Here is a 23203-nt window from a genome sequence, read left to right on the forward strand (position 1 = left end):
GCGCCCGGGGGCGACGACGTCGAAGTGCAGGTGGAAGGACACGGGGTCAGAAGATACGCCCGATAACCCCGATGGGGGCCGGCACGGCCGGGATAACTCTCGGCGCGTCGCACCCCGGAGATAGTCTGGTGGCGACATGACTATGCAGCGGTTGCCCGGCGTGGGCAGTGTGACAGGGCCCTGGCTGACCGCGGCGTGGCGGGTGACGCAGGTGGCGATCATCGCGCTGGTCATCAACGCCGGCTGGCTGTTGTTCGCGAAGATCCCTTACCGCATCGACATCGAGGTCTACCGGATGGGCGGGCAGGCCTGGCTGGACGGCCGGCCGCTGTATGCCGGCGACGCGATGTTCCACACGCTGGCCGGGTTGAACCTGCCGTTCACCTATCCCCCGCTGGCGGCCATCGTCTTCAGCCCATTCGCCTGGATGTCGTTGCCGGTGGCCAGCGTGACCATCACGGTCATCACGCTGATCCTGGTGCTGCTGTCCACCTGGATCGTGCTGACCCGCCTGGCCGTCTGGCCGGTCTCAGCGGCCACCCGGGAGCCGGCATGGCTGCGTCGCGCCTGGCTGGCCGCGGGGATCGTGGCGCTGGCCGTGATGTACCTCGAGCCGATCGACGCCAACTTCGACTTCGGCCAGATCAACGTCGTGCTGATGACGCTGGTGATCGCGGACTGTCTGCCGCGGCGCACCCCCTGGCCGCGCGGAATGCTGCTGGGCATCGCGATCGCGCTGAAGCTGACACCCGCGGTGTTCCTGCTGTACTTCGTCCTGCGCCGGGACGGCCGCGCCGCCCTGACCGCGGTCGCCTCGTTCATCGCCGCCAGCCTGCTGGGCTGCGCACTGGCGTGGCGCGATTCGGCGGAGTACTGGACCACGACGGTGCTGCACACCGACCGCATCGGCAGCGCGGAGCTCAACACCAACCAGAACATCGCCGGCGCGCTGGCCCGGCTCGGCCTGGACAAGAGCACCCACTTCGTCCTGTGGACGCTGGCATGCTTCGCGGCGCTGGCGCTGACGATCTGGGCGGTCCGGCGAGTGCTGATGGCAGCCTCCGCCGCAGCAGGAGATTCGGGGGATGAAACGACCCTGGCGCTGATGTGCGTGGCCCTGTTCGGACTGATGGTCTCGCCGGTGTCGTGGTCGCACCACTGGGTGTGGGCACTGCCAGCGGTCGTCACCGGCACGGTCATCGCCTACCGTCGCCGCAATGTCGCACTCGGTCTGGTCACCGCCGTCGGGGTGGTGGTGATGGTGTGGGTTCCCCTGGAGTTGCTGCCCAAGCACCACGAGGAGACGGCGTCGTGGTGGCGCCAGCTGCTGGGGATGTCCTACGTGTGGTGGGCGCTCGCGGTGATCGTGGTCGCGGGGCTGACGGTGGCCACGGCGGGCGCTACCCCGCGGCGGTCTCCGGGATCCGCGCCGGTGGCTCACCTGGTCCACCCGGCTTAGGGTCCGTGTTCTTCAGCGTCGCGGCGTAGATGTCGACGTACTCCTGGCCGGACAGCTCCATCAGCTCGTACATGACCTCGTCGATGACGGCGCGCTCGATGAACCGGTTGCCGGCCAGACCGTCGAATCGGGAGAAATCCATCGGCTTGCCGAAGCGCACCGTCACCCGGCCGAAGCGCCACATTTTCGATCCGGGCGGGTTCACGACGTCAGTTCCGATCATCGCGACCGGAATCACCGGAACCTGAGTTTCCAGTGCCAGCCGAGCCAGCCCGGTCTTGCCCTTGTAGAGCCGGCCGTCCGGTGAGCGGGTGCCCTCGGGATACATGCCGAGCAGCTTGCCCTGCTTCAGCAGTCGCTCGGCGGTGGTCAGTGCGGCCTGGGCGGCATCGGCGTCGGCACGGTCGATCGGCACCTGACCGGCGGCCGTGTAGAACCACCGGGTGAACCAGCCCTTGATGCCGGTGCCGGTGAAATATTCGGACTTGGCCAGGAACGTGATCCGCCGGCTCACCACCAACGGCAGATAGAAGCTGTCCGCCACCGCCAGGTGATTACTGGCCAAGATCACCGGCCCGGAATCCGGAACGTATTCCAGCCCTTCAACTTTCGGCCTACCGAGCAATGCCAGCAGGGGGCCCATGAAGATGTACTTGAACAGCCAGTACCACATGGGGCCTCCCGATCGGTCACGCGCTTTGGGCTAACTCTACCCAGGCGGGCGGACACCGACCACAGGTCAGGCCCGGTTCACACCGGATAGTCAGGGCCCGCGGCGGCTTACTCCTCGACGCTGACCGGGATGTGTTGGTAACGGGTCGGCCCGGGGCCAGGCGAATCCGGCCCGGGCTCATCGGGTGGTACACCGTCGGGCCCGGGTCCGGGCTCGCCTTCGCCGCCCTCGGCGACCATCGCCCGGATCATCGTCACCAGAGCCACGCTGTGCTCGGCGACAACAGTCAGCAGCGGGTGCTGTTCACCGTTGACCAGCGCGGCCAGCGCACACACCGGGCACCACACCTGCTGACATTTGCCCGGTGGGCTGCCCGCGGTCATTGCGGCGCCGGCACGGACGGCTGGATCGAGCCGGTCCAGGATCGCCTGGGCCAGCGCACGCAGTTCGGGCCCCAAGTCGGGATGTGGGCCGTTCACGCGGGCCACACCTCCGGGTTGGGTCGAAAGCGCACGGTCAGCTCGGTACCGCGCAGTGCCGCGTCCACCACGATGCACCGCCGCAACACCGACGCCAGTCGCACGCGGCGTCGCATCCCTGCGGCGCCGATGATCAAGTCGTCGTCGACCCGGCCCAGTGTCAGTGTTTCCGGATCGATTTGCGGCAACTCTAGCCGCATGCGGTAGATCACATCGACCCCCGAGCCTGATTCCCGATCCACCACGGGCTTCAGCGGCCCTGGCGGCGGCGAGCCGTCTCGCCGGCGCGCGCTGTCGAGCAGCTGGCCGAGCGCCTTGGCCCCGATCGGCTCACCCGCCAGGTGCGGCGCCAGGACCAGCGCAACGTCGCCGATCGCACCGGCGAGCTCGTCGAGCACCGCCTGCTGCTCGACGATCCGCTCGGAGTACCAGTCGAAGGCGGGATGCTCAGGCAGGTTGCGGTACTCGTACGAATCATCCTGGACCAGAATCTGATTGACGATAAGTTCAGCCACCCGCAGCCCCATCAGCACCAGCGAACCCAGGGTGCGCACAGCCTCGGCGGCGACCACCCGCTCGGCGGTCAACACCAGATGCGCACTGACCCGCCGTCCATCGGTGAGCAATGCGGACAACCCTTCGACCCCGCCGCTGATCCCCTCGATCACCGCCACGGTGGCGGCGCTGTGCGCGCTGTCGAGGGCAGCGCTGAGCCGGCGATGCCGCGGCCAGGCCCGCTCGATGTACATCGCGAACGCCGCGGGCAACGTCAGCATCCGCATGGCGTCGGCGGTCGAGGCACAGTCGACAACGATGTAATCCCACCGGCCCGAGTCGGCCAGTGCCGCGACCTCAGCCAGGCCGAGCACCTCCTGAATCCCTGGCAGTGCGGAAAGCTCCTCCGGGGCAACGTCTTTGAGATCAGAATCAGGGAATCTGGCGGCCAGAACCGGCGCGATGGCCCGCCATCTGCCCTCCAACAGCGCCAGGGTGTCCAGGGCGAGCGCGTCGAGGTGGCCGCCGCCGACGGCGTCGGTGCCCTCTTCGGTGAGAATCCGCACCGGCTCACGCCCACCGGTTGGCGCAACCGCAACACCGAGGACATCACCCAAGGAGTGGGCCTGGTCGGTCGACACCGCCAGCACCCGTTCGCCGGCCAGTGCCGCGCGCACCGCCGTCGCCGAGGCCAGCGTCGACTTGCCCACACCGCCCTTGCCGACGAAGAAGCTGATCCGGGCCTGGTCAGTCAGGCCCGCATCGGCGGGGGCGTCACCGGGGGTCACTCAGCCCTCGACCCATTTCTTCAGGTCCTTGAGGGCGGTGTCGGTGAGCCGCCGCTCGGCCTTGCGCTTGAGTAGCCCGATCATCGGGATGACCAGGTCCACTGACAGTTCGTAGGTGACATCGGTTCCAGAACCCTTGGGGGCCAACGTATATGCACCGTCGAGCGCCCTCAGCAGCGAGCTCGACACCAGCGACCAGCGCACCGACTTGCGGTCGGCAGGCCAGTCGTAGGACAGGACCATGGTGTCCTTGAGTACCGCGGCATCCAGCACCAGCCGGGCAGTCAGCGGGTAACCCTGTTCGTCGGAATCGAGAACTTCGGTCTCCTTGTACTCCGAGACCCACTGCGGGTACGCACCGATATCGGCGATGACGTCCATCACGGTGCGGGGATCCGCGTCAATGTAGATGGTCTGCGCCGTCTTGTCAGCCACTGTTGCCAATTCCCGTCGCTTTGCGCTGCGCGACCCGAGAAGATCGCGCTCCCTCGGCCACAAACGGTACCCTCCCGGCCCAGGGTGTGACCCGATATCAGTGCCGGGGTGCGACGCCCACCGGGCGGGCCGCCTCCAGCGTCGTTTTCACCTCGAACGCCATCCGTTTCCCGGCGACCCGACGCTCATGGGTCAGCTTCGGCAGGTTCATCTTGGCCAGTTGCCAGGCCGCGACGCCGGAAGGCTCGGCGTGCAGAAAGTAGTGCAGCAGCACGCCGTCGAGCACCGGTTCGAGCCAGATTTCCATGGTGCCGGTCAGCGGACCGGTGACCGTCCACCGCACCCCTTTGTCGGCGCGGTCCTCGACGACCTCCAGTCGCAGATCCGGCCACCATCGCCGCCAGCTCGCACAGTCCGAGACCGCGCGCCCCACCGCCGCCGGATCAGCCGCGACGAACGTCTCGTCGGCGACCTGGATGCTGTTCATGGGCACTAGCTTCACATATCAGACCCGCGAGGCCACCGCCCGCCCGTTGACTACGCTGGTGGACATGCGTGAATACAGTGTTCCGGCGTCGTTCACCATTGGCGAACACGACAATGTGGCCAGCTCCGTCTACGACCACGAGCGGACCGATCCGGACTACGTGATCGTCCAGCGCCTCGTCGACGGCGCCTGGACCGACGTGACCTGTGCCGAGGTGGCCGCCCAGATCCGCTCGGCGGCCCTGGGATTGATCGCCGAGGGTGTGCAGCCCGGTGACCGCGTGGCGATCCTGTCGGCGACCCGCTACGAGTGGGCCCTCCTCGACTACGCGATCCTGTCGGTCGGCGGCGTCACCGTTCCCATCTACGAGACCTCCTCGGCCGAGCAGGTCCGCTGGGTGCTAGAGGACTCCGGCGCGGTGCTGGTCTTCACCGAGACCGACGCACACGCGCAGATGGTCTCCGAGCTTCACGACGAGCTGCCGGCCCTGCGCACCGCGCTGCGCATCGAGTCCGTGGGCCCCACCGCACTCGACGAGCTGGCCGAACGTGCGGCCAGCGCCGACCCCGCAGAGCTGAACCGCCGGCTGGCCGAGCTGCGATCGGCCGACCCGGCGACCCTGATCTACACCTCGGGCACCACCGGCAGGCCCAAGGGCGTCGCACTGACCCACGCCAATCTGATCTCCGAAATCCGTGGCGCCACAACGTGTTTCCCGACGCTACTGCGCCAGAACGAACGTCTTCTGGTCTTCCTGCCGATGGCCCACGTACTGTCCCGCGCGCTGTCGATGACCGCGTTCGCCAACAAGGTGACGCTGGGCTACACCAGCGATATCAAGAACCTGGTGCCGATGCTGCAGTTGTTCAGGCCGACCATCGTGGTCTCGGTGCCCCGGGTGTTCGAAAAGGTCTACAACACAGCGGAGTTGAACGCGCGCGACAGCGGCAAGGGCCGGATCTTCGAGTTGGCCGCCAAGACCGCGATCGCCTACAGCGAGGCGCAGGCGTCGGGCGAGCCCAATCTGCTACTCAAGGCCGCGCACGCCGTGTTCGACCGGCTGGTCTACGGCAAGCTGCGTGCCGCGCTTGGTGGCGACTGCCACGCCGCCATCTCCGGTGGCGCCCCGCTCGGCAAGCGGCTGGGCCACTTCTACCGCGGCGTCGGGCTGTCCATCTACGAAGGCTATGGGCTGACCGAGACCAGCGCCGCGATCACGGCGAACCGGATCGGCGAGCTGAAGGTGGGCACCGTCGGCAAGCTGATCCCTGGCAACGCCATGAAGGTGGCCGGGGACGGCGAACTGCTGGTCAAGGGGGGCGTGGTGTTCACCGGCTACTGGCACAACGAGAAGGCCACCGCCGAGTCGATCGTCGACGGCTGGTTCCACACCGGCGATCTGGCCAGCGTGGATGCCGACGGCTTCCTGTCGATCACCGGCCGCAAGAAGGAGATCATCGTGACCGCGGGCGGCAAGAACGTCGCACCCGCCGTCCTCGAGGATGCGCTGCGGGCCCATCCGCTGATCAGCCAGGCGATGGCCGTCGGTGACAAACAGCCGTTCATCGGCGCGCTGATTGCCATCGACCCCGAGGCGTTCGACGTCTGGAAGTCCCACCACGGCAAGCCGGCCGGTGCGTCAGTCGGTGATCTGCGGGATGATCCGGATCTGATCGCCGAGGTCGAAATGGCCGTCAAGGACGCCAATCAGCATGTGTCGCATGCGGAGTCGATCCGCAAGTTCCGCATCCTGCCGTGCGATTTCACCGTGCTGACCGGTGAGCTGACGCCGACGCTGAAGGTCAAGCGCAACGTGGTGGCGGAGAAGTTCGCCGACGAGATCGAGGCGATTTACACGAAGTGAGCCGGTTCAGCAGCCAGGCCAACGGAATCGTGACGCCCAGCGTCAGCAGGTACAGGCCGGGCAGTGAGCCGGTGAACAACGGCCAGCCCAGCACCGCGCCCAGCACGACAGCCATCACCAGCACGTGCAGCAGGAAGATCTCGTAGGAGATCTCGCCGAGCCACACCATGGGCTTGCTGGCAATCAGCCGGTCGAACATTCCGCGCCCGCCCAGCGTCGGCGCCGCCACGACCAGCGTCGCGATCGCGGCATACAGCAGCGCCTTGGCCAGCGGCTCCCACAGCGGTACCGGACCCATCGTGACCGCACCCGCCACCGGCGTGGACACCACCAGGTAGAGGATCGCCGCGACCGGCACCAGCAGCCCGGCCCGCCAGCGCACCCCCATCACGCTCAGCACGGCCACCGCCATCCCGCCCGCGAACGGCGCCAGCTGCGCCGGCAGCCACATCCCGGCCGAGTTCGGCAGCCAATCGCTTGTGTTGAGCACGAGCAGCCACAGCGGACTGATCGCGGCCAGGCCGGCCAATCCGGTCAGCAGCCGGGCCGGGCGCCACCGGTCACCGCACAGCACCACCAGCAGCAGATGGGCCAGCAGCGGCAGAACCGCGTAGAACGCCACCTCCACGGCCAGGCTCCAGGTTTGTGACAGGCCGCGGTGCAGGTAGGTCAGCAGATAGTTGTCGGTGTAGATCTGCGTCAGCGTGAGGTGCCGGATCAGTCCCGAAACACTTTGGCCGGGGTTGGGGCCGGTCGAATAGAACGAGTACACGCCGTAGGCCAACAGGACGGTCACCACGTAGGCCGGCATGATCCGGCGCAGCCGGCGCCGGGCGTAGGCCCGCGCAGACGGTGCCAACGTCCCGTCGGCCGCCGCGGCGACCCACGGGCGGAACAGCAGAAAGCCGGACAGCGCGAAGAAAATCGACACCCCAACCTCCAGGCGCGCCCATACGACACCGATGTAGCCGTGGGTCAGCTTGCCGGTCGCGAAGGCTGCGTGGGTGCCGACCACCAGCAGGGCCGCCAGCGCCCGCAGCCCGGTCAGCGAGTCCAGCCGGCCATCCTCCCGCCGGGATACGCCGGCGCGGAGGTCGAGGTCAGAGCCGGCCAGCACCCGGGCGACGGTAGCCGGACAACCCGTGAAACTGCTGAGCCGCAGCTCAGATCAGGCCCGCGACGAAGCCCGCCGCCTGATCTGGGTACGGCGGCAGCTCGTAGGCACTGTGCGCGCCGCGGTCGCGTCCATCCGAGCAGATCGGGTCACCACCGCTGCACACGTCGATGGCGCGGCCGGCGAACTGACCCGTGCTCGACAACGGTGTGCCGAACCGGGCGCCGGGATTGCCGAACACCGCGACCGCGGCGACCCTACCGGCGGCCGCCGGCGGCAACGGCGGCGCCGACCCGATGCTGCCGATCCGTTGTCCGACCGGTGGCACGCCGGCCAACATCGACACCGCGGCCGCGCCCTGGGAGAACCCGCCCAGCACCAGCGAGGTCTGTGGGCACCGGGCACCCATGTCGGCGATGCGAGCGGCCGCGTCGTCGGCGCCGGATGCCGCCGCGAGGAAGTTCAGGCTGGCCGGGTAGTTCACCGCATAGGTGTCCATCGTCCGCCCGCCCAGCCGCGGGGCGAGTGCGTCGGCGAAAGCCTGGCCCACCCGCCCGATGCCGGGCGGTTCGCCGGTGCCGCGGGCGAAGATCACCTCGACGTCGGGACAGTCGTCGGCCGTCGCGAGACCGACCGGGACAAGCAGCGCCGCAACGGCGGCCAGGACACCGCCGAGCGCCGTCACGCGGGTCATGCTCATCGGCACATCGTCACACGGTCCGATCGGCCGCACGCAGCAGTTCGGAAAGCCGCGCCGTGTGGGCGGCCCAGTTCCAGTCCGTCTCGACCCACGTGCGGCCGGCCTCCCCCATCCGCGCGGCCAGCGCGGGATCGGCGAGGATGCCCGAGACGGCGTCGGCGATCTGCTCGACCGAGCGCCCGTCGACGACGCGGCCCGTCTCGCCCTGGATGACGGCTTCGGGGGCGCCGCCCGAGTCACCGGCGACCACCGGCACGCCGGTGGCCGACGCCTCCAGGAACACGATGCCGAGCCCTTCCACGTCCAGTCCGGAACCCCTTGTGCGGCAAGGCATCGCGAAGACATCAGCCATCGCGTAGTGGCCCGCCAGCTCGGCACTGGGCACCGCCCCGGTGAAGACGACGTCCTCGCTCACGCCGACGTTGTGGACCAGCTTGTGCAGGTCATCGGCGTAGGGGCCGCTGCCGACGATCACCAAGACGGCGTCACCGACCCGGCGGCGGATATCGGGCAGCGCCTTGATGAGCATGTCCTGGCCCTTGCGCCGCACCAGCCGGGACAGGCAGACGACCGTGGGCCGCCGGCCTAGGCCATAGCGAGCGCGCAATTCGGCCCCGGCCGCGGGGTCCGGCCGGAACCGATCGGAGTCGACGCCGGGCGGCAGGTGTTCCAGCGCGGCATGCGGGCCGAACGCCGAGGCGAACCGACCGCGGGTGTAGTGGCTGACGAACGTCACGACGTCGGTGTCCTCGCCGATGTGCCGTAGCGCCGAGCGGGCGACGGGCAGCATCGACCAGCCCACCTCGTGGCCGTGGGTGCTGGCCAGCACCCGGCGCGCACCAGCGCCGCGGGCCCGGTTGGCCAGCAGCGCCAGCGGCGCAGCGGCGCCGAACCACACGGTTTCGATGCCGTGCTCGACGATGAGGGCACGCATCCGGCGGTCCACCCCCGGCTCGGGCAGCATCAACGTGCCTGGGTGGCGCACGATGCGGTAGCCGGCCGCGCGGTCGTAGTCGTCGGCACCCTTCCACGTCGGGGCATAGACGGTGAGCTCGTGTTCGCCGGTGTCCACGAGCCGGCCGACGAACTGCTCGAGATAGGACTGGATGCCGCCACGGCGGGGCGGAAAGTCATTGGTGACCAGCAGGACTCGCGTCATCGTCACCTACGCTAGCGCGTCAGCCACTGCGCCCAGCGGGCACGTAGCTCGGCGGTATCGGTACCAAGCGCGCGGTGCACCGCGGTCGCGAAGTCGCCGTGACCGGGCCCGCAGGCCTCGACGTAGAGCCGGCGCAGCGCATCGACGCCATAGCTGTCGGCGACGAATCGGGCGAACCACCAGGCCCGGTCGTAGCCCCGCTCGCGCCGCGGCCCGGCCACGTCGAGGTCGGCGTCGACCGGCAGTGCGGTGTCCGTCGCGGCGTCCCGCGGCAGCGGCTCCGGCGGCCGTGCCACGAAATCGGCCACCCCCTCGACCAGCCAGCGTGGCGCATCCAGCGCGGTGTCGGCCCGGGCGGCAAGGTGAAACAGCTCATGGGTCAACACAATTCGCAGCGATCCCGCGCTCATGTCGGCGGCTCCGGGCGCGAACACCATGCGCTGCCCGCTGGCGTGATGGCGCGCGAAGTCGACGTGGTCGGCGACCGACACCGCAGCGATGTCCGCCCAGTTCCTGTCCGGAGCAAGACCGGCCTGCGCGATGAACTGCGCCTGCGAATCGGTGGCGATGACGACGATCTCGTGGTCCCAGTCGGTGCCCCAGAACGTCTCGACGGCACTGACCGCATCGCCGATGTCGCCGGCGATCCGGGTGAGCAGGCCGTCGGTGTGGGCACCGCCCAGGCTGATCAGCCGCACGGTGCGACCGTCACCGACGACCAGCGGCGCCGGTGCCAGAACCGCGACGGACGGCGAGGGGGGCGGGGCGGACGGCGCGACGATCAGCACCGATGCCGCAATCAGTTGGGCGATCAGTACGACGGCGACGACGGCCGTGAGCCGCCTGCGGTCAGTAGCGGCGAACGTTGTAGATCGGGGCGTTGTTCACCGGGGAGATCATCACCGGTCGGCCGAACGTCGAAGCGTGGACCATCATCCCGTCGCCGATGTAGATCGCCGAATGCGATGCGTCGGAGTAGTAGTTCACGACGTCGCCGGGCTGCATCTGGTCCATGGAGACCGGCTGACCGCCGGCGGCCAGCGCCTGGCTGGAGTGCGGCAGGAAGATACCGGCCTGCTGGAAGGCCCACATCACCAGGCCGGAGCAGTCGAACTGGTTGGGACCCGAGCCACCCCATACGTAGGGATCACCGATCCGGGTGAGCGCGGCCTGCACAGCCACGCTGCCCTGATCGCTGCCGGGGCCGGGGACGGGCACGGCGGCCATCGGGATGACCTGGGCGGCGTCCGGCGGCGGCGGGGCGTCAGGCGGCGGCAGAGCAGGCAGCGCGTCCGGCGGCGGTGGCGGCGCGTCGGCCAGCGGCGGGAGACCAGCAGGAGCTCCCAGTGCCAGGATGTCGGCCGGCGGCGGCGGTCCGGGGGCGGCCAGCGCCGTCCGCTGTTCGGGGGTCAAAGTCTGGTAGCGCGCCTTCACAGCCGAGATCTGTACCTGCAGCTGGGACTGCTTACGCTGCAGGTCGGCACGCACAGCCGCGGCCTGTTCAGCGGCCGTCTTCGCGTCGGCCGCCGACTTGGCCGAGGCGGCCTCAGCCTGGCGAAGTTCGTCGTCGGCCCGTCGATAGTTCGCCATCTGGGCCGACATCTCGGTGGCCATCGCGCGCTGCACGGTCAACTTGTCGATCAGGCCCTGCGGTGACTCGGCGGTCAGAATGGCGCTCAGGCCGTCCGTGCTGCCGCCCATGTAAACCGCAACAGCAAATTTGTCGACCGCAACCTGATAGGTAGCCAACTGGGCCTTGGCCGCGTCGGCGGCGGCGATGTCGTCTGCGTGCTTCTTTTCCGCGGCACCCTCTGCTTGCAGCTTCTTGTCAAGATCAAGCTGAGCGGAATGCATCGACTCGGTGATCTGTTCTGCTTGTCGTGACAGCTCATTCAGCTTTGCCACACCGTCTTCGGCGGGATCGGCATGCACCGAACCGGCGATAACTGTCGCAAAGATCGTGAGCCCCGCGATCCCACCTACTAGAGGGCGTTTGAAAACGCGTTTAGTCAGGTACCTGCGGTCAAAGCTCAAGATTGCGCTTCCTTGTATCGCCGTCGACGTCGCTGCATCGAGTGCCTAAGGTCTCGAACAGGTTACGAAATGGCATCAGCGTTGTCCAACCAGGGACACAGTTCTCAAGAGACTCTCAGCCTCACCGGCCACACCAGTCACAACCTGCCATCCAACCTATCAGGCCCCTAGCTCGCCAGCCCTGAGCCTCCGTGGCGGTGGATCGGTACCAGCTTCAATCGCGGCGCTAAACCAGCCTCGGCCAGCACTTCCAATGCGGCTCGCTCATCTTCCAGCAAAGTCTCCGGCACACCGAGCAAAACGCTCACCACACAGTCGCGGCAGCCCAGCCCGCGAACCGCGCAGTCGTCGCAGTCGATGACAACCGGTTCGGTTGGGTCTATTTCCATCTCGGGTCTCCTCTCTCATCGTGTTGGCCGCACGCTAACTGCGACCCCCGACAAGTCCGGCCACGTCGCGATCCACTCGGAGTGGCGCCCGCGTCCTGTCGGTGGGGCTGCCTACCGTCAACTGCTGTGGCGGGGTCAGTTGATGCGGTTTCCGGTGCTGCGCACCGGGGTGATGTGCAGCTGAGCTTCGCCGATGTCGATCCGACCGCCGACGTGTCGCTGCGGGACACCACATTCGTGGTCGTCGACCTCGAGACCACCGGCGGGCGCGCCACCGCATCGGCCGACGGGTCCTGCGACGCCATCACCGAGATCGGCGCGGTCAAGGTCCGCGGCGGCGAGGTGCTCGGCGAGTTCGCCACCTTGGTGGACCCGCAGCGGTCCATCCCACCGCAGATCGTCCAGCTGACCGGGATTACCACCGCGATGGTGCACGATGCGCCCACCATCGCCGCGGTGCTGCCGATGTTCCTGGAGTTCGCCCGCGACGCCGTGCTCGTGGCGCACAACGCCGGCTTCGACGTCGGCTTCCTGCGCTCGGCCGCCGAACAGTGCGGCATCGCCTGGCCGCGCCCGCCGGTGCTGTGCACAGTACGGCTGGCCCGCCGGGTGCTCACCCGGGAAGAGGCACCCAGCGTGCGACTGGCCACGCTGGCCGCACTCGTCGGCTCCGCCACCCGGCCGAACCACCGCGCCCTGGATGACGCCCGCGCCACCGTCGATGTGCTGCACGCGCTCATCGAACGGGTGGGCAATCAGGGCGTGCACACCTACACCGATCTGCGCGGGTACCTGCCCAACATCTCCAATGCCCAACGGGGCAAGCGGGTTCTGGCCCGTAACCTGCCGCGCCGGCCCGGGGTGTACCTGTTCCGCGGGCCGACCGGCGAGGTGCTCTACATCGGCACCGCCACCGATCTGCGCCGCCGGGTACATCAGTACTTCACCGGCGCCGACCCGCGGGGGCGGATGAAGGAGATGGTGGGTCTGGCCACGAAGGTCGACCACGTCGAGTGCGCCCACCCGCTGGAGGCCGGGGTGCGCGAGCTGCGGCTGCTGGCCGCGCACGCCCCGCCGTACAACCGACGCTCCCGCTTCCCGCACCGCTGGTGGTGGATCGTGCTGACCGACGAGGCATTCCCCCGGCTCTCGGTGGTCCGCGAGCCGCGGCACGACCGTGCCATCGGCCCGTTCCGGTCGCGGGCTGAGGCCGCCGACACCGCCGGCCTGGTCGCCCGGTTCACCGGGGTGCGCACCTGTACGGCCCGCATCGGGCGCAGCGCCGAGCACGGCCCGAAATGCCCCGAGCGGGAGGTCTCCGGATGTCCCGCGCCGCGCGGGATCTCCGCCGCCGACTACGCGCCCGCCCCGCTGCGGGCGGCCGCGCTGATCGAAGGACTGGACAACAGCGCACTGAGGGCGGCGGTCGATCAGGTCGGCGAGCTGGCCGGGCGGGGCCGTTATGAAACCGCCGCGCGGCTGCGCGATCACATCGCCGTGGCCGTCGACGTGCTCTGGCGCGGCCAGCGCCTGCGCGCGCTGACAGGAATCGATGAGCTCGTTGCCGCCGCCCCGGACGGCGCGGGCGGCTGGCACCTCGTGATCGTGCGGCATGGTCAGCTCGCCGCGGCGGGAGTCGCTCCGCGTCGCGTCCCACCGATGCCCGTCATCGAAGCCTTACAGGCGTGCGCACAAACCGTGCTCCCCCGCCCGGCCCCGTTGGGCGGCGCACTCGTCGAAGAAACCGCACTCATCGCCCGGTGGCTCAATGCTGCAGGCGTACGAATCGTCAGCGCTACAACAGGTTTGGCGTCACCGCTGCATTCGGCGGGACCGTGGAACCAGTGGGCCAACACCGCGCGCTCGGCGCGGATAGCCGCCGAGCAGGCCGAGAGACTCGACTCAGAGCTGCTGGGTGAACCGCGCCCAACGCGCCAGGAGCTGCTCGGCGGCACCGGAGTCGATCGCCTCGGCAGCGCGGGCCAGCCCCTCCTCCCAGCACGGCAGCCATTCGGCGTGGCTGGATAGCCCGCCGTGGGCGACCATCGCCCCGGCTGCGTTGAGGATCACCGCGTCCCGCACGGGTCCGTGCGCACCGCCAAGCACACTGCGCGCCTCGGCCGCGTTTTCCTCGGCTTCCCCGCCGACCAGTTCCTCGATGCGGGCCCGGGCGAAACCGAATCCCAGCGGGTCGAAGGTGAGCTTGTCGATGGTGCCGGCCTGCACCCGCCAGATGGTGCTGGTGGTTGTGGTGGTCAGCTCGTCGAGCCCGTCGTCGCCGTGCACCACGAGCACGCTGCAGCGCCGCGCTGCGAACACCCCGGCCATCACCTCGGCCAGGTCACCGAACGCACAACCGATCAGCCCCGCCCGCGGGCTGGCCGGATTGGTCAGCGGCCCAAGCAGATTGAACACGGTCGGCACGCCGATCTCGCGGCGCGGCGGTCCGGCGAACTTGTAAGACGGATGGAACACCGGCGCGAAGCAGAACCCGATGCCTACCTCGTGCACGCTGCGGGCCACCTCCTCGGGGCCCAGATCGATGCGCACCCCGAGCGCCTCGAGCATGTCGGCCCCGCCACTCTTCGACGACGCGGCACGGTTGCCGTGCTTGACCACCGGCACCCCGGCGGCGGCGACCACGATCGCCGCCATCGTTGAGAGGTTCACGGTGTTGGCGCGATCGCCACCGGTGCCGACGATGTCGACGGTGTCGGTGCCGATGACATCGGTGGGCACCATGCGCGCATAACGCAACATCGTGTCGGCCAGCTCCCGCACCTCGGCCGGCGTCGGCCGCTTCATCTTCATCGACACGCCGAAGGCGGCGATCTGCGCCGGCGTCGCGACGCCGGTCATGATCTGGTCCATCGCCCAGCTCGCCTGCCCCGGTTCGAGTTCGAGGCTGGCCGTCAACCGGTCCAGGACCTGCGGCCATGACGAATTCAGCGCGTCGGCGCCGGGCTGGGAAACGGGGTGAGTCACGCGCCGATATTCCCATGCCGGCGGGGCACTCCACAGCTGGTGTCGCCGACAGTTCTGACAAATTCGGCCCCTGGCTGTACCTCAACAACTACAAAGCGTCATACTTCTTGATGTGACGAGCGCTGTTGGCACTTCGGGAACTGCGATCACATCGCGCGTACATTCGCTGAACCGGCCGAACATGGTCAGTGTTGGCACCATCGTGTGGCTTTCCAGTGAGCTGATGTTCTTTGCTGGGCTGTTCGCGATGTACTTCACTGCCCGTGCTCAGGCCGGCGGGGTATGGCCGCCGCCACCAACCGAACTGAACCTGTATCAGGCGGTTCCGGTGACGCTGGTGTTGATCGCGTCGTCGTTCACCTGCCAGATGGGTGTGTTCGCGGCCGAGCGCGGTGACGTCTACGGGCTGCGCCGCTGGTATGTGATCACCCTGGCGATGGGCGCCTTCTTCGTGGCCGGCCAGGCCTACGAGTACTACCACCTGGTCACCCACGGCACGACCATCGCCAGCAGCTCGTACGGCAGCGTGTTCTACCTCGCTACCGGCTTCCACGGCCTGCACGTCGTCGGCGGTTTGGTCGCCTTCATTCTTCTTCTGTTGCGCACAACGATGAGCAAGTTCACGCCCGCTCAGGCGACCGCGGCCATCGTCGTGTCCTACTACTGGCACTTCGTCGACATCGTGTGGATCGCGTTGTTCGCGACGATCTACTTCATCCGATGAGAAGGGGTTCGATGCTCAAGAGATCGGCGCGGGTGAAGGAACCGGTGAGCGACAAGTCGCGTCGTCGGCTTCGTCGCCGCCTGACTGGCGCGGCGCTGCTGCTGGTCGGCCTCGGTGTCGCCGGCGGTGTGGCCGCCACGTTGACGCCCACACCCCAGGTCGCGGTCGCCGACGAATCGCAGTCGGCGCTGTTGCGCACCGGTAAGCAGTTGTTCGACACCTCGTGCATCAGCTGCCACGGCACCAATCTGCAGGGCGTGCAGGGCCGCGGCCCCAGCCTGATCGGCGTCGGCGAGGCCGCGGTGTACTTCCAGGTCTCCACCGGCCGGATGCCGGCGATGCGCGGCGAAGCCCAGGCCCCGCGCAAGGACCCGATCTTCGACGAGGCCCAGATCGACGCGCTCGGCGCCTACGTTCAGGCCAACGGCGGCGGTCCGCTCGTTCCGCGGGACGCCAATGGCCAGATCGCCGATCACTCGCTGCTCGGCAACGACGTCGCCCGCGGCGGCGATCTGTTCCGGCTCAACTGCGCCTCGTGCCACAACTTCACCGGCAAGGGCGGCGCACTGTCGTCGGGCAAGTACGCGCCCGACCTCGAGCCGGCCACCCCTGCCCAGATCTACACCGCGATGCTGACCGGTCCGCAGAACATGCCCAAGTTCGGCGACCGCCAGCTTTCTCCCGAAGAGAAGCGGGACATCGTCGCCTACGTGCGCATGGCGACTCGCGCGCCGGATCCCGGCGGCTACAGCCTCGGCGGCTTCGGACCCTCGTCTGAAGGTATGGCGATCTGGATTATCGGCATGGTCGCCGCCATCGCGGCGGCGCTGTGGATCGGAGCAAGATCATCATGAGTGACGTGAATCGGCCGAGCGACGAACAGCTCGCAGCGATGTCACGCGAGGAGCTCCTGGAGCTCGGCGGCAAGATCGACGGCGTCGACATCATCCTCAAGGAGCCCCGCTGGCCCGTCGAGGGCACCAAAGCAGAGAAGCGCGCCGAGCGCCTGGTGGCCGGCTGGCTGCTGCTGGGCGGCTTCTTCGGTCTGGCCCTGCTGCTGGTGTTCATCTTCTGGCCGTGGCAGTGGGACGGCTCGAACGAGACCTCACTGGCCGACTTCGCCACCCCGCTGTACGGACTGACCTTCGGGATGTCGATCATGGCGATCGGCATCGGCGCGGTGCTCTACCAGAAGAAGTTCATCCCCGAGGAGATCACCGTCCAGGATCGCCATGACGGGCGTTCCCCGGAGATCGAGCGCAAGACCGTGGTGGCCAACCTCACCGACGCCCTCGAAGCCTCGACGATCAAGCGGCGCAAGCTGGTTGGGCTGTCGTTGGGCATCGGCCTCGGCGCGTTCGGCGCCGGCACGCTGGTGGCCTTCGTTGGCGGCCTGATCAAGAATCCGTGGAAGCCGGTGGTTCCCACCGCCGAAGGCAAGAAGGCCGTGCTGTGGACGTCGGGCTGGACCCCGCGGTTCACCGGCGAGACCATCTACCTGGCCCGGGCAACCGGCCTGCCGGGCCAGTCGCCGTTCGTCCGGCTGCGGCCCGAGGACATCGACGCCGGCGGCATGGAGACGGTGTTCCCGTGGCGCGAGAGCGACGGCGACGGCACCACCGTGGAAAGCCACGAGCGGCTGGCGGAAATCGCCATGGGCGTGCGCAACCCAGTGATGCTGATCCGCATCAAGCCGGTCGACATGGCCAAGGTGGTCAAGCGTGCAGGCCAGGAGAGCTTCAACTTCGGCGACCTGTTCGCCTACACGAAGGTCTGCTCGCACCTGGGCTGCCCGGCCTCGCTGTACGAGCAGCAGACCTACCGGATCCTGTGCCCGTGCCACCAGTCGCAGTTCGACGCATTGCATTTCGCGCGACCGATCTTCGGTCCGGCCGCGCGCGCACTGGCGCAGTTGCCGATCACGATTAACCAGGACGGGTATCTGGTCGCCAATGGCGACTTCGCCGAGCCCGTCGGACCCGCATTCTGGGAGCGCACATCATGAGTCCGAAACTCGCTGATGCCCTGGCCAAGCAGGGCGACGACATTGACTCCCGCTACCACCCGTCCGCTGCGGTTCGGCGCCAGCTGAACAAGGTCTTCCCCACGCACTGGTCGTTCCTGCTGGGCGAGATCGCCTTGTACAGCTTCATCGTGCTGCTGCTCACCGGCGTGTACCTCTCGCTGTTCTTCGACCCGTCGATGGCCGATATCACGTATCAGGGTGTCTACCAACCCCTTCGGGGCGTCGAGATGTCCAAGGCATACGCATCCGCCCTCGACATCAGCTTCGAAGTCCGCGGCGGCCTGTTCGTCCGGCAGGTCCACCACTGGGCCGCGCTGTTGTTCGCCGCGGCGATCATGGTGCACCTGGCGCGCATCTTCTTCACCGGCGCCTTCCGCCGGCCCCGCGAGGCCAACTGGGTGATCGGTTCGCTGCTGCTGATCCTGGCCATGTTCGAGGGTTACTTCGGCTACTCGCTGCCCGACGACCTGCTGTCCGGCATCGGCCTGCGCGCAGCGTTGTCGTCGATCACGATGAGCGTGCCGATCGTCGGAACCTGGTTGCACTGGGCGCTTTTCGGTGGCGACTTCCCCTGCGGCGGACTCGGCTACCAGTGCAGCACGGTGGGCACCATGCTCCCCCGGATGTACGCCCTGCACATCCTGCTGATCCCCGGAATCATCCTGGCGCTCATCGGCGCGCACATGGCACTGGTGTGGTTCCAGAAGCACACCCAGTTCCCCGGCCCCGGGCGCACCGAGAAGAACGTCGTCGGCGTACGCGTCATGCCGGTGTTCGCGGTGAAGTCCGGTGCGTTCTTCGCGATGACCACCGGCATCCTGGGCCTGATGGGTGGTCTGCTGCAGATCAACCCGATCTGGCAGCTCGGCCCCTACAAGCCGTCCCAGGTGTCGGCAGGCAGCCAGCCCGACTTCTACATGATGTGGACGGAAGGCCTGGCCCGCATCTTCCCGCCGTGGGAGCTGTACTTCTGGCACCACACCATCCCCGCGGCGTTCTGGGTCGCGATGTCCATGGGCATCGTGTTCGGGCTGCTGATCGCGTATCCGTTCCTGGAGAAGAAGTTCACCGGGGACTACGCGCACCACAACCTGTTGCAGCGTCCGCGTGACGCACCGACGCGCACCGCGATCGGCGCGATGGCGATCTCGCTGTACATGGTCTGGACGCTGGCCGCCATGAACGACATCATCGCGCTGAAGTTCCACATCTCGCTGAACGCGACGACGTGGATCGGCCGCATCGGCTCGCTGGTGTTGCCGCCGCTGGTGTTCTTCATCGCCTACCGGTGGGCAGTCGGGCTGCAGCGCAGCGACCGCGACGTGCTCGAGCACGGCATCGAGACCGGCATCCTCAAGCGGCTGCCGCACGGTGCCTACATCGAGCTGCACCAGCCGCTGGGCCCGGTCGACGACCATGGCCACCCGATCCCGCTGGAATACCAGGGGGCGGCGTTGCCCAAGCGGATGAACAAGCTGGGCTCCGGCGGCCAGACCGGCCACGGCAGCTTCCTGACCGCGGACCCCCCAGCCGAGGATGCCGCGCTCAACGAGGCCGCACATGCCTCCGAGCACCGGGCGCTCACCGCACTGCGCGAATGGCAGGACGCTGAGTCCAACGGCAACGGAAGCACCAACGGCCAGCACTAGGCACACAACGAAAGACTCCCGCACCACTGAAGTGCTCCCCGGAAGTGGGACCGAGAAATTCGGTTCCTTCTTCCGGGGAGTACTTTTTTGCGTCCAGGTAGCTGTGGCGACGCTTTTCCTGGGGTGAAGCGGTGGATCTGTATCGCCGGTGGCGTGTACACGGTATGGGCGCACTGGTGGGCAAGCCGACGACGTTCGCGTTCAAAGGTCGATGTCGTTCACAAGGTCCTCGACGGGGAAGCCACCGCCGCTGAGGTTCAGTCATGGGTTCGGGTATGCCGCCGCCACGGTGAAGACGGGCTGAAGCCCAACGTGAAGGGCCGTCGCTCCCCCGGGATCCGCCGATGCCTGAGATGAGCGAGATTGGTCATTGATTCTGCGCACAGCGCCTAGCTGCCCGCCAGATTCACACGCTCACTGCGGAATCGATGTACTCATCGCCGACTAGTTAGTCGACGGTCTCCTCTACCGCGCCATGCAGCTGGCGCAGATAGGTCACCGGGACAGCCGGCATGGCGATCGTGATGACGGCGGCCAGGCCCAACGCCACCCAGGCCGCGGTGTCGTTGTCCACCGCCAGCAGATAGGTCGCGGTCGATACCCCGAGCAGCGCCAGGCCGATCGCACCACCCAGCATGGCTGTGCAGCGCAGCCACAGCCGGTCCAGCTCGGTGGCCGGGATCAGCGGATCGGCCCGCCGGGACGCCGACGATTGGGCGAAGTCGGGCTGGTAGCGCTCATACGGGTCCACCGTCGAGCCGAACACCTTCAGCTTCTCCGTCGGCGCCTCGGTGCCGCGCACAGGGGCGGCTGGTGCCGTGCTGGGACGTTGGGGACTCGGCGCCTTGGGGGGATCGAAGGGTGTCAGCCGCGCATCGGCCAGCGCGGTGCGCCTGGCCCGGATCAGCAGCGGGATCGCGCCGACGATGATCAGCGCCGACACCGCGATGATGCTGTAGAGCAGCCACGGGGTCCGTGAGCCGTCGTTGCCTGCGGTATGACCTCGGCTCATGTCGACCAGGGCGACGATCGCAATGACCGTCACAGCCAGCAGCACCAGCCAGATCGCACCGCACACGCCGACCAGCAGGCGGTCCACCGTCTCCGGTGATCGTCGATCTTCCTCCGTTGTCCCGGCCAGCGGGAGCTCTGTTTCGCGCGCCATCAGCAACTAGTCTGCGCGGCGTTGTTCTGATTGGACGACAACACCACTCCATCGCTGGTCGTGATCGAACAGTTAAGCCTGCTGACCAGGAACAGGCTGGACGCCTGCACCGAGCCGACATCGGACTGCGAGATCGGTGTCACCGTCAGTGACCATGGGATATAGACATTGCGCTGGGTGCGCTGGCGACCCGACGCATCGACGTAGGTCACCGAGATGATGTCACCGGGAGCCTTGGTCCCGGTGACCGAATAGGTCACCTGACGCGGGCCGGCGGGCGTCGTCGTCGTGGTGGTCGGGGGCGGCGGGGCCGTCGTCGTGGTCACGGGTGGTGGTGCCTCCGTCGTTGCTGGCGGGGGTGGTGGTGGCGGTGGTGCCGGGGGTTCCGTCGTCACCGTCACCGTCTCGGGGGGCGGCGGTGGCGGCTCCTCGGTCGTCACCGGCGGAGGTGGTGGCGGTGGCGGCGGCTGGGTGGTGGTGATCTCGTCCTGCACCGGCGGCGGTTTGACGGTCGTGGTGGTCACCGGAGTGGCCAACTTGTTGGTGTCGGTGCTGGTCACCAGCAGCGACACCGACACCACCAGCGCGATGGCGGCCACGATCGCGGTGATCCCGACCACCCACGGCCACCTGGGCGGCTGTGCCTCGTCGAGGTATTCAGTACCCGCGTCGTACGTGTCGTAGTCGTAGAGCGCGGGGTCGGGCGCGACAAAAGGGCCTGCGGTGTATTGCTCGGCTTCCGGTGCGGAATAGGCCTGAAAGCCTGTACCTGTGGGTGTCTCACCCCGGTCGCCCGACTCCTCATCCGGCGGATTCGGCCCGCTCATGCTCGCCTGTCCTCTTTCGACTACATCACCGCGGCACGCGGGCCAAGGACTGGCACGCAGCGTACCGACGGCTCCCGTTGCCCTGGCAAGACCCTACCCAACCGGGCGGGCCGGGTAGAGCGCAGCACACCGTTGGCGCGAAGTGATGTCTCGATTGTGACCTTCGCCCGGGGCGCTCAGTGCTTCTCGGGTCCGATGTAGTACTCGAACACCAGACCGCAGACTGCCGCGATCACGAAGACCACGCCGGCCGCAATCAGCCATGGCAGCCACAGTGCGGCGCCGACCGCGGCGGTCGAAAAGGACAGCGCGATCAGGATGGGCCACCAGCTGTGCGGTGCATAGAACCCCAACTCCCCTGCGCCGTCACTGATTTCAGCGTCCTCGTAGTCCTCGGGCCGGGTGTCCAGGCGGCGCGCCACGAACCGGAAGAAGGTGCCGATGATCAGCGACAGGCCGGCGGTGAGCACCAGTGCGGTGGTACCGGCCCACTCGATGCCGCCGTACTGGAACACGGCAGTCAACGCGCCATAGACGATCGCGGCGAGCACGAAAAAGGCGGTCAGGATTTCGAAGAGCCTGGCTTCAATATGCATCTGCTCATCCCCTACTTACTCGCCTGCGGGATCACTAACTCGCCCCGGCGGGTGTCGAACGGGTGCGTGGTGGTGGCCACCGGTGACTGGTTGATCGACTCCAGTGCCTCGGCGTTGGTCTTGCCGGCGATGCGCTGGTCGAGGTAGGCCTTGAAGTCGTTGGGCGAGACCACCCGGACCTCGAAGTTCATCATCGAGTGATAGGTGCCGCACATCTCGGCGCAGCGCCCGACGAACGCGGCGCTGGTCTGACCGTCCGGCAGCATGATCTCGGAAACCTGGAACTTGTTCTCGGTGTGGTTGGCTTCCGGGTTCGGGAAAACGTCACGTTTGAACAGGAACTCCGGCACCCAGAACGAGTGGATGACGTCGGCGGAAGCGATCTGGAACTCGATCCGCTTACCGGCCGGCAACACCAGCACCGGGATCTCGTTGCTGGTGCCCAGCGTCTCGACCTTGTCGAAGTTGAGGTAGGTGCGGTCCTGCGGGTTCAGGCCACGCACCGCGCCAACCCGCTCCTCGCCGTGGGCGTCGACGCCTTCGGGCTTGGAGACCATCGCGGCCTTGCGCGCCGGGTCTGCACCGTCGTAGTTGAACGTGCCGTCCTTGAAGTCGACCTTCTGGTAGCCGAACTTCCAGTTCCACTGGAACGCCGTGACGTCGACGACGACCTCGGGATTGGGATCCCGGTGCATCATCTTCTCCTGCACGACGACCGTGAAGTAGAAGAGCACGGAGATGATCAAGAACGGAACGACCGTCAGCACCAGCTCCAGCGGCATGTTGTAGCCGAACTGGCGGGGCAGCTCCTCGTCGGCGGGCGTGCCCTTCTTCTTGCGGTGGAAGGCCATCGTCCAGAAGGTCAGGGCCCAGACGATCACACCGACGACGAGCGCAGCAATGACCGACCAGACCCACAGGTCTCGGTTGGTCTGCGCTTCGGGGGTGATGCCCTTCGGCCAGCCCAAGCCGAACACTTCCTGCCAGCTGCACCCGCTGAGAGTGAGCGCCAGCGCGCCGAAAGTGACGGCTAACGCCAGCACCCGAAACCGGGAACCGCGGGTCTTCACGTAGGCGCCTCCTGCTCGCGGGAACTTTTCGCGAATCGAATACTACGCAGCGTAGACCACACCCGAACACCCAGCCCGGTTGATT

22 protein-coding genes and 1 pseudogene are annotated in these 23203 nt (G+C 67.8%); 7 read left to right on the forward strand and 16 right to left on the reverse strand.

Annotation, left to right across the window (positions count from 1 at the left end; genetic code table 11):
- Positions 1 to 136: 136 nt before the first annotated feature.
- Complete coding sequence (locus G6N38_RS29225; RefSeq protein ID WP_163751558.1) at positions 137 to 1459, forward strand: glycosyltransferase 87 family protein; 1323 nt, start codon at positions 137 to 139, stop codon at positions 1457 to 1459.
- Here the strand turns inward: G6N38_RS29225 and G6N38_RS29230 are convergent.
- The 5 genes from G6N38_RS29230 to G6N38_RS29250 all read right to left on the reverse strand — a co-directional run bounded on the left by G6N38_RS29230 (position 1401) and on the right by G6N38_RS29250 (position 4816).
- On the reverse strand, positions 1401 to 2132 hold the full coding sequence (locus tag G6N38_RS29230; RefSeq protein WP_163751559.1) for a lysophospholipid acyltransferase family protein: 732 nt from the start codon (positions 2130 to 2132) through the stop codon (positions 1401 to 1403). The two genes, G6N38_RS29225 and G6N38_RS29230, sit on opposite strands and share 59 nt — an antisense overlap.
- 107 nt (positions 2133 to 2239) lie before the next feature.
- A complete protein-coding gene (locus tag G6N38_RS29235) occupies positions 2240 to 2611 on the reverse strand; it encodes a hypothetical protein (RefSeq protein WP_163751560.1) in 372 nt (123 codons plus the stop codon).
- Positions 2608 to 3894: an ArsA family ATPase gene (locus G6N38_RS29240; protein WP_197748111.1), complete on the reverse strand. Its 1287-nt coding sequence runs from the start codon at positions 3892 to 3894 to the stop codon at positions 2608 to 2610. Before G6N38_RS29240 ends, G6N38_RS29235 begins: the two co-directional genes overlap by 4 nt.
- Positions 3895 to 4329 (reverse strand): SRPBCC family protein, encoded by a 435-nt coding sequence (locus tag G6N38_RS29245; RefSeq protein WP_163751561.1) that lies wholly within the window; start codon positions 4327 to 4329, stop codon positions 3895 to 3897.
- A gap of 97 nt (positions 4330 to 4426) precedes the next feature.
- Entirely contained in the window at positions 4427 to 4816 is a 390-nt protein-coding gene (locus tag G6N38_RS29250) for a polyketide cyclase / dehydrase and lipid transport (protein WP_163751562.1), read from the reverse strand.
- Between the two features lie 64 nt (positions 4817 to 4880).
- Here G6N38_RS29250 and G6N38_RS29255 point away from each other — a divergent pair, with 64 nt between their 5' ends.
- Positions 4881 to 6680: an AMP-dependent synthetase/ligase gene (locus G6N38_RS29255; RefSeq protein ID WP_163751563.1), complete on the forward strand. Its 1800-nt coding sequence runs from the start codon at positions 4881 to 4883 to the stop codon at positions 6678 to 6680.
- On the opposite strand, the gene G6N38_RS29260 is transcribed toward G6N38_RS29255, so the two are convergent.
- From G6N38_RS29260 to G6N38_RS29285, 6 genes are all read right to left on the reverse strand, one after another.
- Positions 6619 to 7797: an acyltransferase family protein gene (locus tag G6N38_RS29260; RefSeq protein ID WP_163751564.1), complete on the reverse strand. Its 1179-nt coding sequence runs from the start codon at positions 7795 to 7797 to the stop codon at positions 6619 to 6621. The two genes, G6N38_RS29255 and G6N38_RS29260, sit on opposite strands and share 62 nt — an antisense overlap.
- A 46-nt stretch (positions 7798 to 7843) precedes the next feature.
- Positions 7844 to 8488, reverse strand: coding sequence for a cutinase family protein (locus G6N38_RS29265; protein ID WP_407663031.1), 645 nt, complete (start codon positions 8486 to 8488; stop codon positions 7844 to 7846).
- Positions 8489 to 8504: 16 nt separating this feature from the next.
- Positions 8505 to 9653, reverse strand: a complete 1149-nt coding sequence (locus G6N38_RS29270; protein WP_163751566.1) for a glycosyltransferase family 4 protein — start codon at positions 9651 to 9653, stop codon at positions 8505 to 8507.
- Positions 9654 to 9664: 11 nt separating this feature from the next.
- A complete protein-coding gene (locus G6N38_RS29275) occupies positions 9665 to 10435 on the reverse strand; it encodes a hypothetical protein (RefSeq protein ID WP_163752564.1) in 771 nt (256 codons plus the stop codon).
- Between the two features lie 67 nt (positions 10436 to 10502).
- A complete protein-coding gene (gene ripC / locus G6N38_RS29280; RefSeq protein WP_163751567.1) occupies positions 10503 to 11687 on the reverse strand; it encodes a peptidoglycan hydrolase RipC in 1185 nt (394 codons plus the stop codon).
- 167 nt (positions 11688 to 11854) lie between these two features.
- Positions 11855 to 12076, reverse strand: a complete 222-nt coding sequence (locus tag G6N38_RS29285; RefSeq protein ID WP_163751568.1) for a hypothetical protein — start codon at positions 12074 to 12076, stop codon at positions 11855 to 11857.
- Positions 12077 to 12289: 213 nt separating this feature from the next.
- Between G6N38_RS29285 and G6N38_RS29290 the strand changes: the two are divergent.
- Positions 12290 to 14041 (forward strand): annotated as a pseudogene (locus G6N38_RS29290) (DEDD exonuclease domain-containing protein); the annotation flags it as partial.
- Here the strand turns inward: G6N38_RS29290 and trpD are convergent.
- Complete coding sequence (trpD, locus tag G6N38_RS30920; RefSeq protein WP_163751570.1) at positions 13979 to 15061, reverse strand: anthranilate phosphoribosyltransferase; 1083 nt, start codon at positions 15059 to 15061, stop codon at positions 13979 to 13981. The pseudogene G6N38_RS29290 and the gene trpD overlap by 63 nt on opposite strands.
- A 112-nt stretch (positions 15062 to 15173) precedes the next feature.
- Here trpD and ctaE point away from each other — a divergent pair, with 112 nt between their 5' ends.
- Genes ctaE through qcrB form a run of 4 tightly spaced genes read left to right on the forward strand, consistent with a single transcriptional unit; the run spans position 15174 to position 19460 of the window.
- On the forward strand, positions 15174 to 15785 hold the full coding sequence (ctaE, locus tag G6N38_RS29300; protein ID WP_163751571.1) for an aa3-type cytochrome oxidase subunit III: 612 nt from the start codon (positions 15174 to 15176) through the stop codon (positions 15783 to 15785).
- 11 nt (positions 15786 to 15796) lie between these two features.
- Complete coding sequence (gene qcrC, locus G6N38_RS29305) at positions 15797 to 16639, forward strand: cytochrome bc1 complex diheme cytochrome c subunit (protein WP_163751572.1); 843 nt, start codon at positions 15797 to 15799, stop codon at positions 16637 to 16639.
- Positions 16636 to 17790, forward strand: coding sequence for a cytochrome bc1 complex Rieske iron-sulfur subunit (gene qcrA / locus G6N38_RS29310; RefSeq protein ID WP_163751573.1), 1155 nt, complete (start codon positions 16636 to 16638; stop codon positions 17788 to 17790). The genes qcrC and qcrA overlap by 4 nt, the downstream gene beginning before the upstream one ends.
- On the forward strand, positions 17787 to 19460 hold the full coding sequence (qcrB, locus tag G6N38_RS29315; protein WP_163751574.1) for a cytochrome bc1 complex cytochrome b subunit: 1674 nt from the start codon (positions 17787 to 17789) through the stop codon (positions 19458 to 19460). Before qcrA ends, qcrB begins: the two co-directional genes overlap by 4 nt.
- Before the next feature lie 448 nt (positions 19461 to 19908).
- On the opposite strand, the gene G6N38_RS29320 is transcribed toward qcrB, so the two are convergent.
- The 4 genes from G6N38_RS29320 to ctaC all read right to left on the reverse strand — a co-directional run bounded on the left by G6N38_RS29320 (position 19909) and on the right by ctaC (position 23118).
- Positions 19909 to 20625: a DUF2561 family protein gene (locus G6N38_RS29320; RefSeq protein WP_163751575.1), complete on the reverse strand. Its 717-nt coding sequence runs from the start codon at positions 20623 to 20625 to the stop codon at positions 19909 to 19911.
- Positions 20625 to 21452 (reverse strand): MmpS family transport accessory protein, encoded by an 828-nt coding sequence (locus tag G6N38_RS29325; protein ID WP_163751576.1) that lies wholly within the window; start codon positions 21450 to 21452, stop codon positions 20625 to 20627. The genes G6N38_RS29320 and G6N38_RS29325 overlap by 1 nt, the downstream gene beginning before the upstream one ends.
- 176 nt (positions 21453 to 21628) lie before the next feature.
- The gene (locus tag G6N38_RS29330) at positions 21629 to 22048 is read right to left on the reverse strand and encodes a cytochrome c oxidase subunit 4 (protein WP_163751577.1); all 420 of its coding nucleotides are present in this window, start codon (positions 22046 to 22048) and stop codon (positions 21629 to 21631) included.
- Between the two features lie 11 nt (positions 22049 to 22059).
- Positions 22060 to 23118: an aa3-type cytochrome oxidase subunit II gene (ctaC, locus tag G6N38_RS29335; RefSeq protein WP_163751578.1), complete on the reverse strand. Its 1059-nt coding sequence runs from the start codon at positions 23116 to 23118 to the stop codon at positions 22060 to 22062.
- Positions 23119 to 23203: the final 85 nt, after the last annotated feature.

This window comes from Mycolicibacterium helvum (genome assembly GCF_010731895.1).
GTDB classification, from domain to species: domain Bacteria; phylum Actinomycetota; class Actinomycetes; order Mycobacteriales; family Mycobacteriaceae; genus Mycobacterium; species Mycobacterium helvum.

Bases quoted from the DNA above. Each gene is read 5' to 3' on its own strand.
- G6N38_RS29320 (WP_163751575.1), bottom strand. From the start codon at position 20,625: ATGGCGCGCGAAACAGAGCTCCCGCTGGCCGGGACAACGGAGGAAGAT.
- G6N38_RS29250 (WP_163751562.1), bottom strand. From the start codon at position 4,816: ATGAACAGCATCCAGGTCGCCGACGAGACGTTCGTCGCGGCTGATCCG.
- G6N38_RS29265 (WP_407663031.1), bottom strand. From the start codon at position 8,488: ATGACCCGCGTGACGGCGCTCGGCGGTGTCCTGGCCGCCGTTGCGGCG.
- G6N38_RS29230 (WP_163751559.1), bottom strand. From the start codon at position 2,132: ATGTGGTACTGGCTGTTCAAGTACATCTTCATGGGCCCCCTGCTGGCA.
- G6N38_RS29225 (WP_163751558.1), top strand. From the start codon at position 137: ATGACTATGCAGCGGTTGCCCGGCGTGGGCAGTGTGACAGGGCCCTGG.
- G6N38_RS29330 (WP_163751577.1), bottom strand. From the start codon at position 22,048: ATGCATATTGAAGCCAGGCTCTTCGAAATCCTGACCGCCTTTTTCGTG.
- G6N38_RS29270 (WP_163751566.1), bottom strand. From the start codon at position 9,653: ATGACGCGAGTCCTGCTGGTCACCAATGACTTTCCGCCCCGCCGTGGC.
- G6N38_RS29255 (WP_163751563.1), top strand. From the start codon at position 4,881: ATGCGTGAATACAGTGTTCCGGCGTCGTTCACCATTGGCGAACACGAC.
- qcrC (WP_163751572.1), top strand. From the start codon at position 15,797: ATGCTCAAGAGATCGGCGCGGGTGAAGGAACCGGTGAGCGACAAGTCG.
- qcrB (WP_163751574.1), top strand. From the start codon at position 17,787: ATGAGTCCGAAACTCGCTGATGCCCTGGCCAAGCAGGGCGACGACATT.
- G6N38_RS29325 (WP_163751576.1), bottom strand. From the start codon at position 21,452: ATGAGCGGGCCGAATCCGCCGGATGAGGAGTCGGGCGACCGGGGTGAG.
- G6N38_RS29285 (WP_163751568.1), bottom strand. From the start codon at position 12,076: ATGGAAATAGACCCAACCGAACCGGTTGTCATCGACTGCGACGACTGC.
- qcrA (WP_163751573.1), top strand. From the start codon at position 16,636: ATGAGTGACGTGAATCGGCCGAGCGACGAACAGCTCGCAGCGATGTCA.